General features: G+C 36.3%; 12 protein-coding genes and 2 tRNA genes. 9 read left to right on the forward strand and 5 right to left on the reverse strand.

Annotated elements, in window-relative coordinates; translation table 11 throughout:
- Positions 1-141: 141 nt before the first annotated feature.
- A complete protein-coding gene (locus BKM32_RS11250) occupies positions 142-4,524 on the reverse strand; it encodes a translocation/assembly module TamB domain-containing protein (protein ID WP_253187457.1) in 4,383 nt (1,460 codons plus the stop codon).
- Between the two features lie 126 nt (positions 4,525-4,650).
- Between BKM32_RS11250 and tsaD the strand changes: the two genes are divergently transcribed.
- From tsaD to BKM32_RS11280, 6 genes are read left to right on the forward strand one after another with little or no spacing between them, the layout of a single operon-like run.
- On the forward strand, positions 4,651-5,673 hold the full coding sequence (gene tsaD, locus BKM32_RS11255; RefSeq protein WP_076663871.1) for a tRNA (adenosine(37)-N6)-threonylcarbamoyltransferase complex transferase subunit TsaD: 1,023 nt from the start codon (positions 4,651-4,653) through the stop codon (positions 5,671-5,673).
- 3 nt (positions 5,674-5,676) lie between these two features.
- Positions 5,677-6,381: a 16S rRNA (uracil(1498)-N(3))-methyltransferase gene (locus tag BKM32_RS11260; protein WP_076663872.1), complete on the forward strand. Its 705-nt coding sequence runs from the start codon at positions 5,677-5,679 to the stop codon at positions 6,379-6,381.
- A 1-nt stretch (position 6,382) separates the two neighbouring features.
- Entirely contained in the window at positions 6,383-7,024 is a 642-nt protein-coding gene (locus tag BKM32_RS11265; RefSeq protein ID WP_076664002.1) for a DUF4159 domain-containing protein, read from the forward strand.
- A gap of 12 nt (positions 7,025-7,036) precedes the next feature.
- The gene (locus BKM32_RS11270) at positions 7,037-7,540 is read left to right on the forward strand and encodes a TrmH family RNA methyltransferase (RefSeq protein WP_076663873.1); all 504 of its coding nucleotides are present in this window, start codon (positions 7,037-7,039) and stop codon (positions 7,538-7,540) included.
- Between the two features lie 23 nt (positions 7,541-7,563).
- Positions 7,564-8,652: an AI-2E family transporter gene (locus tag BKM32_RS11275; protein ID WP_053977772.1), complete on the forward strand. Its 1,089-nt coding sequence runs from the start codon at positions 7,564-7,566 to the stop codon at positions 8,650-8,652.
- 1 nt (position 8,653) lies between these two features.
- The gene (locus tag BKM32_RS11280; RefSeq protein WP_076663874.1) at positions 8,654-9,832 is read left to right on the forward strand and encodes a class I SAM-dependent methyltransferase; all 1,179 of its coding nucleotides are present in this window, start codon (positions 8,654-8,656) and stop codon (positions 9,830-9,832) included.
- 9 nt (positions 9,833-9,841) lie between these two features.
- On the opposite strand, the gene BKM32_RS11285 is transcribed toward BKM32_RS11280, so the two are convergent.
- Positions 9,842-10,258, reverse strand: coding sequence for a hypothetical protein (locus BKM32_RS11285; RefSeq protein WP_076663875.1), 417 nt, complete (start codon positions 10,256-10,258; stop codon positions 9,842-9,844).
- Positions 10,259-10,473: 215 nt separating this feature from the next.
- Between BKM32_RS11285 and BKM32_RS11290 the strand changes: the two genes are divergently transcribed.
- The 3 genes from BKM32_RS11290 (at position 10,474) to BKM32_RS11300 (ending at position 11,446) form a co-directional block, all read left to right on the forward strand.
- Positions 10,474-11,136: an HAD family phosphatase gene (locus BKM32_RS11290; protein WP_076663876.1), complete on the forward strand. Its 663-nt coding sequence runs from the start codon at positions 10,474-10,476 to the stop codon at positions 11,134-11,136.
- A gap of 142 nt (positions 11,137-11,278) precedes the next feature.
- Positions 11,279-11,362 (forward strand) — tRNA-Ser (locus tag BKM32_RS11295).
- A 9-nt stretch (positions 11,363-11,371) separates the two neighbouring features.
- Positions 11,372-11,446: transfer RNA gene (locus tag BKM32_RS11300), tRNA-Pro, on the forward strand.
- Positions 11,447-11,493: 47 nt separating this feature from the next.
- On the opposite strand, the gene BKM32_RS11305 is transcribed toward BKM32_RS11300, so the two are convergent.
- The 3 genes from BKM32_RS11305 to BKM32_RS11315 are packed head-to-tail and all read right to left on the reverse strand — an operon-like array spanning position 11,494 to position 15,128.
- The gene (locus tag BKM32_RS11305) at positions 11,494-11,823 is read right to left on the reverse strand and encodes an Hpt domain-containing protein (protein ID WP_076663877.1); all 330 of its coding nucleotides are present in this window, start codon (positions 11,821-11,823) and stop codon (positions 11,494-11,496) included.
- Positions 11,824-11,838: 15 nt separating this feature from the next.
- Positions 11,839-12,225, reverse strand: a complete 387-nt coding sequence (locus BKM32_RS11310) for a response regulator (RefSeq protein ID WP_076663878.1) — start codon at positions 12,223-12,225, stop codon at positions 11,839-11,841.
- Positions 12,222-15,128 carry an ATP-binding protein gene (locus BKM32_RS11315; protein WP_076663879.1) on the reverse strand — a complete coding sequence of 969 codons (2,907 nt, stop codon included), beginning with the start codon at positions 15,126-15,128 and terminating at the stop codon, positions 12,222-12,224. The genes BKM32_RS11310 and BKM32_RS11315 overlap by 4 nt, the downstream gene beginning before the upstream one ends.
- Between the last annotated feature and the right edge of the window lie 13 nt (positions 15,129-15,141).

A 15,141-nucleotide genomic window follows, 5' to 3' on the forward strand; every position in this document is an offset into this window, starting at 1 on the left:
TAATTTTTATGTTTTGAAAAGTCAACATAACAAAGATAACCAATAAATACGACCATTTATGATATTTTTATTTTGGTACGAAAATTCAAACGATTTCGTTAATAACTTCTTTAAATACTTAAGAAATTAGTACTAAATATGCTATTTGTTGGTCGTTTTTTCTTTGACGTTAATAAAATCTGGGAAGTTGTCGTCGGCTGTATTTTCGTTGGTATCATCTTTCTTTTCTGAAACTTTCTTTTTGTTTTTTCCTGTAAAGATGATTTGAAGCAATTCCTTAAAAGTATCAAATTCTACGTTATAAGACAATCCCATTCCTTGGGTATATCCAATTTCTTCTCCAAAATTGCGAATACTGTTCTCTCTATTGAAGAATTTTGCAGATAAAGTTCCCTCATCATTGAGCAAAACTTGGATTTCTACATCACCAGCAATTACACTTTGTTCCACGCCACCGATAGGCACCCCTACTTTTCCATTAATAAGCACCTTGTCACTAAGCTGCGTACTCAAGGTTAACCCTAAACGATCGTCCGTAGCATAATCTGGGGTTACTTCCCCCGGTTGTAAATTCACACCAATTTGTAGTTTGCCATCTTCATCTTCAAAAAGACTATTGAAAAGACTGTTCACACGATCGGCAATTGTACCATAGGCCTGTTGTCCCAAACTGATTTCACTAGCAAAGGCCCCAAAAGACAGTAAATTCAGAGCCTGGAACTCACGACTCTCTTTTGTTTCCAAACGATATTCCAACTCCGACTTGATTGTAGACCCCACATTAGGGAAGTTGAAGCTGAATTCCGGCTCTGGTTGTTCCAACTGCCCCTGTAGACTGATTTCTACATTTACAGGAATACTTCTATTAATAGGATTATCCAATAGCACCGAAGGATTCGCTTGGGTTTTATAAACGGCCGTCAAGTTAATTTGGGCCTTCATTGGGTCACCTTCCCAAAGAATATTTCCTCCAGGCTCTACTTCAAGCTCCTTTTGAATTAAGCCTCCATAGGCAAAATTGTAAATTCCCTTTGTAACCGCGAAATCTCCCCACATATTAAACTTACCGTTGGTATTGATTTCAAACAATAAGTTCCCGTTACCAGAACCTTGAATGGTACTTCCCGAGTTTCGATCGATCACAATCTCAATATCGGCATCTGGCGTTACAATAAGGTCAAAATCCAACTCCAACCCTTTCACTTCTGGAGCTACATAGTCTTCTCCTTTTAAACGGGCCTCCTTCTCTTCGGGCGTTAAAAAATGTATGTAGGAGTTATCTCCATAGGTTTCCAAATCATTCAAGGGCACCTTAAACACCGTTCCCTTTTCTGTGCTACCATCAAAGGTTATCACCAATTCATCGGCAGGACCTTTAATAGTGGCTTCTCCTTCCACGAACCCAGTTCCATAATATAAAGCTTCTTCAGAGTCGTCTGTATTCAAAACCAATAGACGATCCGTTGCCAATTCCAAGCCCAGGATCCAATCGTCAAAATTCACATGGGAAATATATCCGTTCAGGTAAGCTCTAGAGAAGTATTTTGAATCGGTAAGCGCGACGTCCCGAAATATGAACTTTTGCTGCTCCAAAGTTACCCTAGAATCGAAATCGAAACTATAATCGACATTTAGATATGGAATAGTTATCCCTGCATTGTCCAGATATAGATCCCCACGAATATCCGGCTTTTTAAGACTCCCCAACACTTGGGCTTCTCCCGAGACCATTCCCCTGATATTGGTAATAATTCCTGCCCCCAATGGTGCCAATGGATCCAATATAAAGCGATCAAAATCAATATTGACATCTATATAGGAATTGGCCTCACTAACATCCACCTCGCCATGGGCTTCCAATGACCTTAAACGGTCACTCTTCAACACAAGATCCAAACTGTAATTGGTCAGGGATTGATTTCCTTCAATGTCGGCCTTTAAATTGCCTAAATCGTAGTTATTTGCCTTAAAATTATCGATGGTGATACTTGAAGACGGTAAATACACACCATGCTTCTGAAGAACTTGCAATTTCCCATTTACAATTCCCTCCAAAAGCAAACTGTCAAGCCTTGGTGTGATTTTCATTAATTCAACTTCAGAGAAGTTTAAACTCAAATCCTTATAAGTAGAATCTCTTACAACTCCAGAAAATTCAATTTCTTCATCTAAATTGGACAATACCAAATTCTTGAAATTAAACTCCTTGAATTTACGGTCAAAGACTATTTTATTAAGAGTGTCCTTCTTCTCATTGATCTGCCAAGTAAAATCCTTAAACGTAGCATTGGACTTTTGGAAACCCACAACAGACTTATCCATATCGTCAATGGTATAGAACATACTCAAGTCGTATTTGTCTCCATTATGAGCACCTCCCCTAAAATTGGACTTTATAAATAAGGTGTCGTTTTGGGTTACGTTAATCAAACTAAATCTTGATACATCGTAATATTTGGTATGCAGCGAATCCAACTCTACATAGGTATTGTAAACAGGATTACTATTATCAACCGTTAAATTGACGTTTTGGGCAAAATAGTCAAAGACCTTTATCTGTGGAGAGCTAAAGGATAGTTTAAACCCTTTTTCACTGTTTTCTATACGTCCTTTTATAAAAGTGTTTTCGGCCAATTCCACATTATGAAAAAAGGCCTCTACAATTTTATTATATATATTGAATTTGAAATTGACGTATTGATGTCCCTTAACTTCATTAGGAACATATTTTGAATACAGACTTCCAAACGAATTTCTCACCAATTTGCCCAAATCCTTAAACTTAAAATCACCTCTTATAGTCCCCTCAATAATATCGGGAGAGTTGATTCTAATTACTCGTTTGTTTTCCTCAAATCTGGACTTGATATCAAAATCTTCAAAGTAAAACTCATTACTCTGGTTGATATAGGTTGTGTTTTTAAACCTTAGGCTTCCCCTGGCATCATCCACACTAGAACCTTGCATTGACATAACTACATTTCCCTTGAAAATGGAAACACTATCCTTCTGCACAAAATTCAAGGCTTTCAAGTTGGCATACGCCACATCTGCCTTAAAATCTAAGGTTTTGATGTCCTTGGATAAATCTGCCAAACCATCAAATCTAAACTTAAAATTAGGGTCGCTGGAATTAATAATTCCATTAAACACGTCACTCTCCAAACGCCCCGCTACATCAATATTTTGGTAATCATAATTATTGAACACCAAGGAAAACACTTTCCCTTGGATTTTTGTTTTTAAGTTTTTAACCAAGAAGCCTTTTCCATCCACATCAAGATTGAAGGAAGTAGTTCCTACTTCTTCTCTTTCTATAAGCTTACCCAAATCGAATTCCTCAAACACCACATTACCCACATACTTCGCATTATCCACATCATTCAAATGCTCCATATTCAAATCGGAGGATACATGACCAAGTTCTGTATCCATTTTCAATTTGGCGTCAATAGTTGTGGCCGTTATAAAAGAATCACCAGTAATGGTAAAATCCCCCAATTTGGAAAAAACGGTTGGAATGGAATTCCCCAAAACATTAGGCAACAACCCTGTTAAATCGTAGTAGTTTGAAGTAAGATTGGAAAACTTTCCATCCATGGAAAAAGTCCCAGCCTCATTATTGAAAAGGTTTTTAAAATTGATATCACCATAAATTTTACTTCTACGGCTAGTCGTCAAACGTAGGTTACTGGTGTTTAAATCATTAAGGGTTCCACTAATTTCTACATTGAATTTTGCCTGTTGATTTTCCCCAAATTCGTTGTAAAAGGTATTTAACTCATCCAACTGGACTTCGGAATTTTCAAATTTGGCGGTGATGTCCACTTTATCCGTAAAAAACTGTAAATCCTCACGCAAATAATCAAACCTTAAGGATCCTTTTATATTGGAATTGGTAGTTTTAATCTGAAGATTATCAAAATTCATATAATTGACCGTGTATTGAAAATCGGTAATCATATTCTGGATTTTCACCCCTCTACTATCAACGAAATTTAAGGTGTTAATTCGGGTGCTTACATTGCTTCCGTCAATCAAAAAATTGGTAGCGTTGATGTTTAAATCATTAAACTCCAAAATCTTTGGATTCTCCTTGTTTTCATCCGAAAATTTAAACACACTATTATAAATAGACACATCACTTGAGGACATCAAGAAATTACCTTTTACCTTGTCTGGGTTGTCCTCATCAAAACGGGCTACAAAAACATCCAAGTTGGTCTGTTTTTCACCTTGGTATGTTTTGATATTGAACACCAAATTCATGATATCTATATCTCCAAACACCAATTTCCCTTCAGATAAATTTCTATAATTAAGGATGGAGGTATTCAGTTCCTGAACACTAATCAACGTATCTTTCTTGTAGTCTTCAATGTAAATCTGCTTCAGCTCCACATCACCATTAAACTGCAAACCAACCTTTTCTATGGAAATATGCGTTCCAAACTCATCGTTAAGTCGTTTGGTAGCATATTTACCCAAAGAGGTCTGAACAGCTGGAATGGAAAGTATTAGCACCAAAATGACAAACAACAGTAAAACTATTGCAACGAGCTTTGATACTATTTTTAAAAATTTTTTGATACGTATTAATGTTTTAACTTTGAAGCCAAAATTAACAATTATTGTGCCTAATTTTCAGTAATGACTTCACAAAATATTTACATACTTGCTATAGAATCCTCTTGCGATGATACGGCAGCGGCTGTAATGCTGAACGGAAAAATTTTAAGCAATGTTGTGGCCAGTCAAAATATTCATGAAGAATATGGTGGCGTTGTCCCCGAACTTGCCTCTAGGGCCCACCAACAAAACATTGTTCCAGTGGTGCACCAAGCGTTAAAAAAGGCCAATATAGATAAATCCCAGTTAAGTGCCATAGCCTTTACAAGAGGTCCTGGACTTATGGGCTCACTTTTGGTGGGAACGTCTTTTGCAAAATCTTTGGCCTATGGACTTAATATTCCATTGATTGACGTCAACCATATGTCGGCTCATATTTTGGCGCATTATATAGAAGAAGAAGGTTTCAACAAACCGCCTTTCCCGTTCTTGGCCATGACCATTTCTGGAGGACATACACAAATTGTAAAAGTGAACTCCTATTTTGATATGGAAGTAATTGGTGAAACCATCGATGACGCCGTGGGAGAAGCTTACGATAAAAGCGGAAAGATTTTAGGGCTTGGCTATCCTGCCGGGCCACAAATAGATAAACGCGCTCAAGTTGGAAACCCAAAAGCATTCAAATTTACCAAGCCAAAGGTAGATGGATTAAATTTTAGTTTTTCGGGATTAAAGACTGCAATTCTGTATTTCATTCAAAAGGAAACCAAAAACAATCCTGATTTTATAACACAAAACCTAGACGATATTTGCGCGTCCATTCAATATACCATCATTGGAATTTTAATGGACAAACTAAAACTTGCCAGCAAAGCAACCGGTATCAAACACATCGCCATTGGTGGTGGAGTGTCTGCCAATTCGGGAATTCGAAAAGCACTTAAGGATGGTGAGAAAAAATTTGGATGGACTACCTATATCCCAAAATTTGAGTACACCACAGATAATGCTGCCATGATTGCCATCGTTGGACATTTAAAATATTTGGAAGGTGATTTTTCCGATTTTAACGTAACCGCTACAGCTCGTTTAAAAATTTAATTTATGCAGTTGTTCTACAACCCAGAGCTTTTAGAAACTTCCTCTCAAATTTCTTTTGATAAAGAAGAAAGTCGGCATATTATAAAAGTGCTTCGGAAATCCCAAGGAGATGTATTGCACATTACTAACGGACAAGGTTGGCTGTTTACTGCTGAAATAGAGATTGCTGACCAAAAACACTGTCGAGCTAATATTACCTCTAAAACCTTTCAAGAAAAACGAAACTACAAGCTCCATTTGGCGGTAGCTCCCACAAAAATGAACGATCGCTATGAATGGTTCTTGGAAAAAGCTACCGAAATTGGCATCGATACCATTACCCCTATTATTTGTGACCATAGCGAAAGGAAGGTTATCAAAACAGAACGGTTTGAAAAGATTTTACAATCGGCCATGAAGCAATCCTTGAGTAGCTATATGCCGCAACTGGAAGCTGCTATTCCTTTTAAAGATTTTGTCGAACAGGAATTCAGTGGACAAAAATTTATCGCGCATTGTGAGGAATTGGATAAAAAATCCCTAAAATCACAATTGATTCCAAATACGGAAGTCACCATTTTAATTGGCCCCGAAGGAGATTTTAGTGTGAAAGAAATTGAAATGGCTCTTAAGAATGATTTTATTCCTGTAACTTTGGGTAACACCCGACTTAGAACAGAAACAGCGGCTATAGTTGCCTGTCACTCGGTTGCCTTTACAAATGAATAATATGAAAAAGTACCTAGCCCTTGTAATTTGCTTATTCCCATTATGTATTTCGGCTCAAAATTTGGCCGTTGCCAAATATAAAGGCGGTGGGGATTGGTATGGAAACCCTACCTCCTTACCCAACCTTATTGCTTTCTGTAATGCCAACATCAACACCCAAATGAACAGCACACCAGAAACGGTTGAGATAGGAAGCACCGATATTTTTCAATATCCGTTGGTACATATGACTGGGCATGGCAATGTGTTTTTCAGCCCTGAAGATGCCGAGAACCTTCAGAACTATTTAATCTCAGGAGGCTTTCTTCATATCGATGACAATTATGGTATTCGTCCATATATTACAAAGGAGTTAAAAAAGGTATTTCCAGACTTAGAACTTGTTGAAATCCCAAAAACCCACGAAATCTTCAATATCGCTTACAAGTTCCCTGAAGGCCTTCCTAAAATTCATGAACACGATGGCAAACGCCCACAGGCTTTTGGTATTTTTTATGAAAACAGATTGGTATTATTATTTACCTATGAAAGTGATTTAGGTGATGGTTGGGAAGACCCCGAAGTACATAATGACCCGCAAGATGTTAGGGAAAAAGCCCTTAAAATGGGAGCCAATATAGTAAAGTATGCCTTTGAGCATTAATATCACACCACAGTGACACAACTCACCCACTACACTTCCAATTTTACTAAAAAGCAATTTCCAATCACTATTGTCTGCGACAATATTTCTAATGCACCAAATATTGGAAGCTTGTTCCGAACCGCTGATGCCTTTGGAGTGGAACAACTCATTTTTTGCGGTAATGACATCCCTATGGGCCGTAAAATGACAAAAACAGCTAGAGCAACGGAAAAAGTAGTTTCATTCAAAATTGAAGAAAATACATTGGAAGTTGTGTCAAGTCTAAAACAGAAAGGGTTTCAAATTATTGCGCTTGAAATTACCTCTAATAGTATTCCTTTACACACCTTCAACTATAGTGACCAATCCCCTATAGCCTTGGTAATTGGCGATGAGAATTTTGGTGTGTCGGAAGAAATTCTAAAAAAATGTGACCACATATTGCACATTGAAATGTTTGGACAAAACAGCAGTATGAATGTTGTGCAAGCAACAAGTGTGGCACTCTATGAACTTACAAAGCAAATTATGTAATCCAATTTTCTATATTTACAGATATGGATTCAAAAGTAATTGCAAACGGAATTTTAAGGGCATTAGGCATTATCTTAGCCATTGTACTCATCCTATTCTTTTTATACAAAATTCAATCGGTCATCACCTATATCGTGATTGCAGGGGTTACTTCTTTAGTAGGAAGACCAATAGTCATCTTTTTAAGAAAGCGGCTTAAATTTGGTAATACTGCTGCCGTAATTGTTACCATGCTAATTTTGGTTGGCTTGTTGGTTGGGCTTATAGGGATGTTCATTCCTCTGATTGTAAAGCAGAGTCATAATTTAGCTTTGTTGGATATCAAAAAACTAGAAGACAATATTGAAAGTCTCTATATCCAAGTAATAGATTATTTTCACATTTATAATATCAATATGGAAGAATCCTTCAAGTATTCCAATTTGATTGAAAAACTTGATTTTGCGGCCATTCCAAATTTTATCAATGCTATTATTGGTGGCTTTGGAAGTTTTGGAATTGGGCTTTTTTCTGTATTGTTTATTTCATTTTTCTTCCTAAAGGATAGTAAACTTTTGGAGAATAGTATACTCTCATTTATTCCAGATAGCAAGGAAACTCGCCTAAAAAAATCCTTTGATAAAATCAAGGATTTATTATCTCGATATTTTATTGGACTGATCATTCAAATTTCCATTCTGTTTTTCATTTATACAATTGGGTTACTTATTGTAGGCGTTGAAAACGCTGTGGTTATTGCATTCCTGTGTGCTTTAATTAATTTGATACCATACATCGGTCCGCTAATTGGCGCTGTTATCATGGTAACACTTTCTATGACTTCCAATCTTGGCGGAGGTTTGAGCACTGTCATTTTACCAACCACTTTTTATGTGCTCATCGTGGTTGCCGTTGGCCAGTTAATTGATAATTTTATAAGTCAGCCTTTTATTTTTTCGAAAAGTGTAAAATCGCATCCATTGGAAATTTTCCTAGTGATTATCATTGCTGGCATCCTTTTTGGAGTCGTTGGAATGGTTGTAGCCGTGCCGGCTTATACAGCCTTAAAAGTTATTTTAAAGGAATTTTTGTACGATATAAAATTGGTACAAAGACTCACAAAAGATCTCTAAATTGAATCCTGACATTTTAAATACCACTCACCAAGAATTTATCGATGCAAATTTAAATTCTGATACGGCTGCATTACTCTTTAAAAAACATCCGGAAATTACAGTAGACATCAAACTTTTGGTAGAACAGATTGAAGCTAAAAAACGCTGTCAACATAAACTTCCAACTTGGTTTAATGCACCTCTCATAGTTTATCCCAATAAACTCAATATTGAACAGACTTCCTCTGAAGCTACAGCCAAATACAAAGCTGGGCTTATTGAAGGGAAGTCCTTAATTGATTTAACAGGTGGCTTTGGAGTGGATTGCTACTACTTTTCCAAACGAATTCAAAATGTCACGCACTGTGAATTGAATTCTGAACTTTCGGAAATCGTTACGCATAACTATTCCCAATTAAATGTCAATATTAAAGCATTGAACGTCGATGGTATTGAGCATTTAAAAAAACATCAAGATACTTACGATTGGATATATATCGATCCTTCCAGACGCCATGACAGCAAAGGCAAAGTCTTTTTTTTAAATGACTGCCTGCCCAATGTGCCTTTACATTTGGATATGTTGTTTCAACGTTCCAAGAACATCATGATCAAGACCTCCCCGCTTTTAGATATTTCAGTAGGAATGGGAGAATTGAAGCATATCAAAACCATTCATATTGTCGCCCTTAATAATGAGGTCAAAGAGCTGTTATGGGTTTTAGAGGACAATTTTAAAGGAGATATCGAAATAAAAACGGTTAATCTTACACAGGCAACCGAAGAAAAGTTTGATTTCAATTTTAATGTAGAAAAAAATGCTAGCGCCGTATTTAGCGAGCCACTTTCATATTTATACGAACCTAATGCAGCCATTTTAAAATCAGGTGCTTTTAAATCTATTTCAGAAAAGTTAGGAGTTCCTAAACTCCACCAACATACACATCTGTATACCTCTGAAACCTTAATAGAATTTCCTGGCCGAAGTTTTGAAATTGTTAAAACAATCCCTTTTAACAAACAACTTATGAAAAAGGAAGGAATCTCGAAAGCGAATATTACCACTAGAAATTTCCCCGAAACGGTGCAACAACTTCGAACTAAATTGAAAATAAAAGATGGTGGAGAACTCTATTTATTCTTCTCCACCAACTTAAACGATGAAAAAATCGTGATTTTTTGCAAGAAAACAAGTTAGGAGTTTTTTCTACTCTTCTACAAGTTGATTATCAGAATCGATTTCCATACTAAACATCTCACATTCTTCCATATTCTGCGAGATTTTAATATCCGTTTCATTCTCACTTTCTAAGGAAAACAAAACTTCACCTTCCTCAAAAGGTAACCATTCTGATATTTCTCCTGGTCCAATACCATATTCACCTGCCAAAAACTCACCTTCATTAGTATAGATTTCAAAACTAAATACTGAGGTACCATTGTTGGTGAGTCGCGCCTGTGGATCTAATCCAGGACACGGAGGAGGAATAGTACTGTCAGAAAGCTCAACGCCTTCTGTGGTACTAAACGCTTCAATATTGCTCTCTTCAGATTCTAAAGAACAATTAAACAGGGTACATATGATTGCGCCTGTAATGATCTTTTGGGTTAAGTTGGTCTTCATTTGGTTGGGGTTTAATGAATTACAATGCAAATATAAACTCATTCAATGCACATTTCCAAAAAAAACATCGATAAAAAGCAAAATAATTCGACAAATAACACAAAACTAATATTTGGATGACATTCTCATAACACATGATACCTGAATAAATCTCTACAATTCACAAGCATGTATTCCTCTGAAAAATAGACTATCTTCGCGCAAAATTTTTATTGATGCTAAAAGCAGTCTTATTCGATATGGACGGTGTTATTGTGGACACCGAACCATTGCACCACATGGCCTACCACAAAATGTTTGACGACTATGGAATTGACGTTTCAGATGAATTGTATGAAACCTTTACTGGAAAATCTACAAGGAATGTATGTAAGTTTCTTTGTTCGCATTTTGGACTAGATGAAGATCCTATAAATCTCGAAAGGAAGAAACGCAACCATTTTAATCATTTGTTCGATTATGATGAAAGTTTGCAGCTTTTAGACGGCGTGTTGGAATTAATTCAAGAATACCACGCCAATGGACTAACCTTAATTTTGGCATCTTCTGCAACTCTGAGCACCATTGATCGCGTCTTTAAAAGATTTGAGTTAGATCAATATTTTAAGGCCAAATTAAGCGGCGCCGATTTAAAAGCCTCCAAACCACATCCAGAAATATTTTTAAAGGCTGCAGAAGTTTCTGGACACGAAAAACAGCATTGTATGGTGATTGAAGACTCTACCAACGGTATTGTAGCGGCCAATAGTGCCGACATTTTTTGTGTTGCCTACAGAAGTGAAAATTCCAAAAATCAAGATTACACCCTAGCGAATTTGCTAATTGACGACTTTAAGGAAATTTCATTTGAAAAAATTCAAAATTTACAGGTCGTCTAAACATATTGGCTTCAAGCTATTTAAAACTATAGTGGTTTGAAATTTCAAAATATTGACGAAAAAATTCAAAAAATAGTTGTGAGATACGCAATGTTATCCTACATTTGCATCCGCAATTAAGAAAGGTTCTTTATTTAATATTGGAGAGGTGCCAGAGTGGTAATGGAGCAGATTGCTAATCTGTCAACGCGAAAGTGTTGCCAGGGTTCGAGTCCCTGTCTCTCCGCTTTCTTTTCGGGGTGTAGCGTAGCCCGGTTATCGCGCCTGCTTTGGGAGCAGGAGGTCGCAGGTTCGAATCCTGCCACCCCGACAAAAAGCTGAACAATAATTTTGTTCAGCTTTTTTTATGGAATTCTTTCAAGTTTCCAAATAGCCTTCCAAAACTTGTTTAGATTGCCTATGGACAACCAAAGCTTGCTCAAAAATTTCATTTATGGAATAGGTATCTTGAACTTTTGACTTCTCTTCAATTTTCAACAACAATTCACTCAAATTAGTCAATCCCATATAAGTTATCTGTGGTTTAAGAGAATGGACATTCGCACAAACCTTTTCCCAGTCTTCAGCAGCAATCCCTTCACCAATGGAATTGAACAGCACAGTTGCTGTATCTAGATAAAGCGCAATATACTTCTTCATCTTTAAAGGATCTCCCCCCGTAAACTTCTCTAAAAAAGATAAATCCATAGACATCATTTCTCTTTAAATATTCGCCTTAATAATCCTATTCACCTTTTCAAACGCTTTTTCATCTTTTATCACATAGTGCAACGCTCCTAAACCAATGGCTTTAGCTGCCGTGAAGTAGCTTTCCTGGCCAGAAAGCATTACTACTATAGGATGACTTTTCGTTTTCTTTATTTCACTTAACATATCCAATCCATTTAGATGCACTGAATTACTGGAGCTTAAATAATGATCCAAAATAATAAGAGCTGGATTTTCATATAAAGCCTCTAAACAAGCCTCTCCAGACATAAAACTCTTTACCTTCAACGAGGGATTATGTTGCGTTAAATAGTCACTAAGCATCATAGAAAACAAAGGCTCGTCATCTACAATAAATACTTTGTTTTTATATTGATTCATGATTTTAATACTTTATGTTCTTTGTCAGTTACCTTATAGATTTTCTGAAGCAAATCTGCCACATCAAAAGGCTTGGGAACAAAATCATTCATTCCCGCTTCAAAACATCTTACCACTTCTTCCTTCAAGACATTTGCTGTCATAGCAATAATGGGAATATGGCCTACAGAATCCTTAAGTTGGCGTATGGCTTTTGTACACTTAAAGCCATTCATAACAGGCATTTGAACATCCATTAAAACAACATCAAACAATTCAGTTTGCAATTTATCCAAAGCCACTTCTCCATTTTCGGCAATCCTTACTTCAACACCTTGGATATTGTCCTCTAATTCTTCTTTTGCCACAACGGCATTAAAGGCATTATCTTCAACCAATAAGACTTTAAGCCCCTTCAATTGATCTTTCAAAAGATCAAATTCATCTGTATGTGTCTTGCCATTAAAATTTGAAGGAATAATAAAGGGCTCATACGGAATCACAAAATGAAATGTACTCCCTTTACCTCTCTTACTCTCCGCCCAAATTTTCCCTCCATGCAGTTTAACTATCTTCTTAGATATACTCAAACCTAATCCGGTGCCACCAAACTTTCTACTAGTATCTGTTTGGGCCTGTTCAAACGATTTAAAAACATTCACAAGTTTATCTTCTTCGATTCCAATACCAGTATCTAAAACAGAAAAATGAACTTGAAGATTCCCTCCACCTTCCTCTATTTTAGATTCTACTTTTACAACAACTTGGCCAGCAGATGTAAACTTAATGGCATTCCCTACAAGATTTAAAAGCACCTGTCGCAATCTAACGGAATCCCCCTTTACCATTGGAATATGTTGATCAAAATCGACATTTAGGGACACTCCTTTCTCTTCCGCTTTAAACTTCATTATTTGGACTACTTTATGGACTTCTTCTGAAATTGAAAAGGGAATTTTCTCCAACTCGATTTTACCGGATTCAATCTTGGACAGATCCAATACATCATCAATAATTACCAAAAGGGAATTCAACGATTCTTTAATGGCATTTAAATAATCCAATTGTTCCTTTTTGGGGTTTCGTCTTAATAAAATATCCGTCATTCCCTTAATGGCATTCATTGGTGTCCTTATTTCATGACTCATATTTGCCAAAAATTGATGTTTTGCGCGCTCTGAGGATTTTGCCTTTTCCTTTTCAGCTTCTATAACACGATTTTTTTCCTTTAAGACTCGTTGGGTCTTTTTGATAAAATTCAAACGGTTATACAGGCCCAAAGCAACCAATAACGCTAAAATTGCAGCCCCAATAATTAAATTTCTAAAGGTTTGCTCCTTGCCCAATTGCTTCTCAAATCTCAACTCTCTTTCCAAGGCCTCCTTTTCCACTACCAAACTATCCTTAAACCTCTCTTTATTAAAAGCATTTTCAAGCTCCAAACGTGTTGTTTCCTGACTATTTCTAAATTTTGTAATGGAATCATTTGCGGCAACAAACTTTTCATAAGCCTCAAGCGACTTTTGATAATTACCAAGCTCCTTATAAGATTGGGCTAATATTTCATAATTCCGTTTATCATCAAGCAAGGTTACATGAGGATATGTCATTCCTTTTTTAATGGAAGAAACAGCCTTTTTAAATTCACCAAGTCCTACATAGGCCTTCCCTATTTCTTGATACATTAATGGTTGCACCCTACTAGCCAAATTATCTTTGTAAAAGGGCTCTAAATCCAACAACTGCAACAATGCTTCCCTGTGCCGAGCAAGCCCATTAAATACTTTAGATTTTACCAATAAGGCATAATTCATACATTGCTCACAAGTCTTATCTTCACTAGCTCTTGGAGCCATCAACACTACTGCAGAGTCTATGTATTTCAATGCCATTTCTGGCTCTTTCATTTCTGTTTTAACGGAAGCCATTGATAAGTAGATTCTGGCCAAGTTCCTACTTTCGTCTTTTTGCTTGGCTATTTCCAAGCCTTTTAGAGTGTACTTTTGTGCTTCTTCAAAATTTTCAATATTTGAATGAATTTCTCCCATAGACACCCAAACATTCTCCAAATTATCAATTTCAAAGTGTAATTCCTCAGAAAGTTTCAATGCTTTTTGAAATGACTTTAAAGCTTCTGGATATTTTTCATTCAACACATAAAATTCTCCTAAACTCAAGTACATAGGAATCAATTTATCACGAGCCTCTGGCACATCCAATGCCGTCTCAATATGATCAAAAAGTGGTCTTGCTATTTCGGAATCTAAATTTCTTAATACCTCAGAAAAGAACCCCTGCAATTTATAATTTCTTACAGTTTCCGATTTTAACGTTGCGGGAAGATTCTTGAACAAAATAGATTTAATAGAATCATTTTCTATAAATCGACTCATGGAACTATATAAATTCAATTGTTCCTCTGCCGTCAGATCTTTTGAATTCAGATCCAACATGAGTTGGATGGCTCGTTCTTTCGAAAGGTTTTTGCAATTAAAAGTCAATAAGCTTTCTAAAGCACCTCCTATAACCACATAATCCTGCTCCTCCATGCCTACCTCCAAGGCTTTCATCAAATAATCACAATCCATAGACTGATTATTATTGATAAAACTATAAGATCCTTTTAGCAGATATACTTTTCCTCTATTAAAAGTTTTGCTTGATTTATTGCTTAAATCAAGAGCTGCATCGCTTCCAAAATTCAATTTATCCACAATACCGAATAAATCCTTAGGTGCCATTCCCTTATTTTTTTCAGGATCCACGAGGTATCTATAAAGCTCGTCATAAGCCTTCAACCTCATTTCTGGAGTTTTGGAAGTATCATTAAAAACCTGAAAAAGAGAATCTATAGTAGCTACTTGTCCCTTTACTGAATTGGTAAAGAGAAAAGCAAAAAAGAATAATGTAATCAAATGTTTCATTTTATTAAGTTAC

The organism is Mangrovimonas sp. DI 80 (genome assembly GCF_001975575.1).
GTDB classification, from domain to species: Bacteria; Bacteroidota; Bacteroidia; order Flavobacteriales; family Flavobacteriaceae; genus Mangrovimonas_A; species Mangrovimonas_A xylaniphaga.

Bases quoted from the DNA above. Each gene is read 5' to 3' on its own strand.
- BKM32_RS11265 (WP_076664002.1), top strand. From the start codon at position 6,383: ATGAAAAAGTACCTAGCCCTTGTAATTTGCTTATTCCCATTATGTATT.
- BKM32_RS11310 (WP_076663878.1), bottom strand. From the start codon at position 12,225: ATGAATCAATATAAAAACAAAGTATTTATTGTAGATGACGAGCCTTTG.
- BKM32_RS11260 (WP_076663872.1), top strand. From the start codon at position 5,677: ATGCAGTTGTTCTACAACCCAGAGCTTTTAGAAACTTCCTCTCAAATT.
- tsaD (WP_076663871.1), top strand. From the start codon at position 4,651: ATGACTTCACAAAATATTTACATACTTGCTATAGAATCCTCTTGCGAT.
- BKM32_RS11305 (WP_076663877.1), bottom strand. From the start codon at position 11,823: ATGGATTTATCTTTTTTAGAGAAGTTTACGGGGGGAGATCCTTTAAAG.
- BKM32_RS11315 (WP_076663879.1), bottom strand. From the start codon at position 15,128: ATGAAACATTTGATTACATTATTCTTTTTTGCTTTTCTCTTTACCAAT.
- BKM32_RS11275 (WP_053977772.1), top strand. From the start codon at position 7,564: ATGGATTCAAAAGTAATTGCAAACGGAATTTTAAGGGCATTAGGCATT.
- BKM32_RS11290 (WP_076663876.1), top strand. From the start codon at position 10,474: ATGCTAAAAGCAGTCTTATTCGATATGGACGGTGTTATTGTGGACACC.
- BKM32_RS11285 (WP_076663875.1), bottom strand. From the start codon at position 10,258: ATGAAGACCAACTTAACCCAAAAGATCATTACAGGCGCAATCATATGT.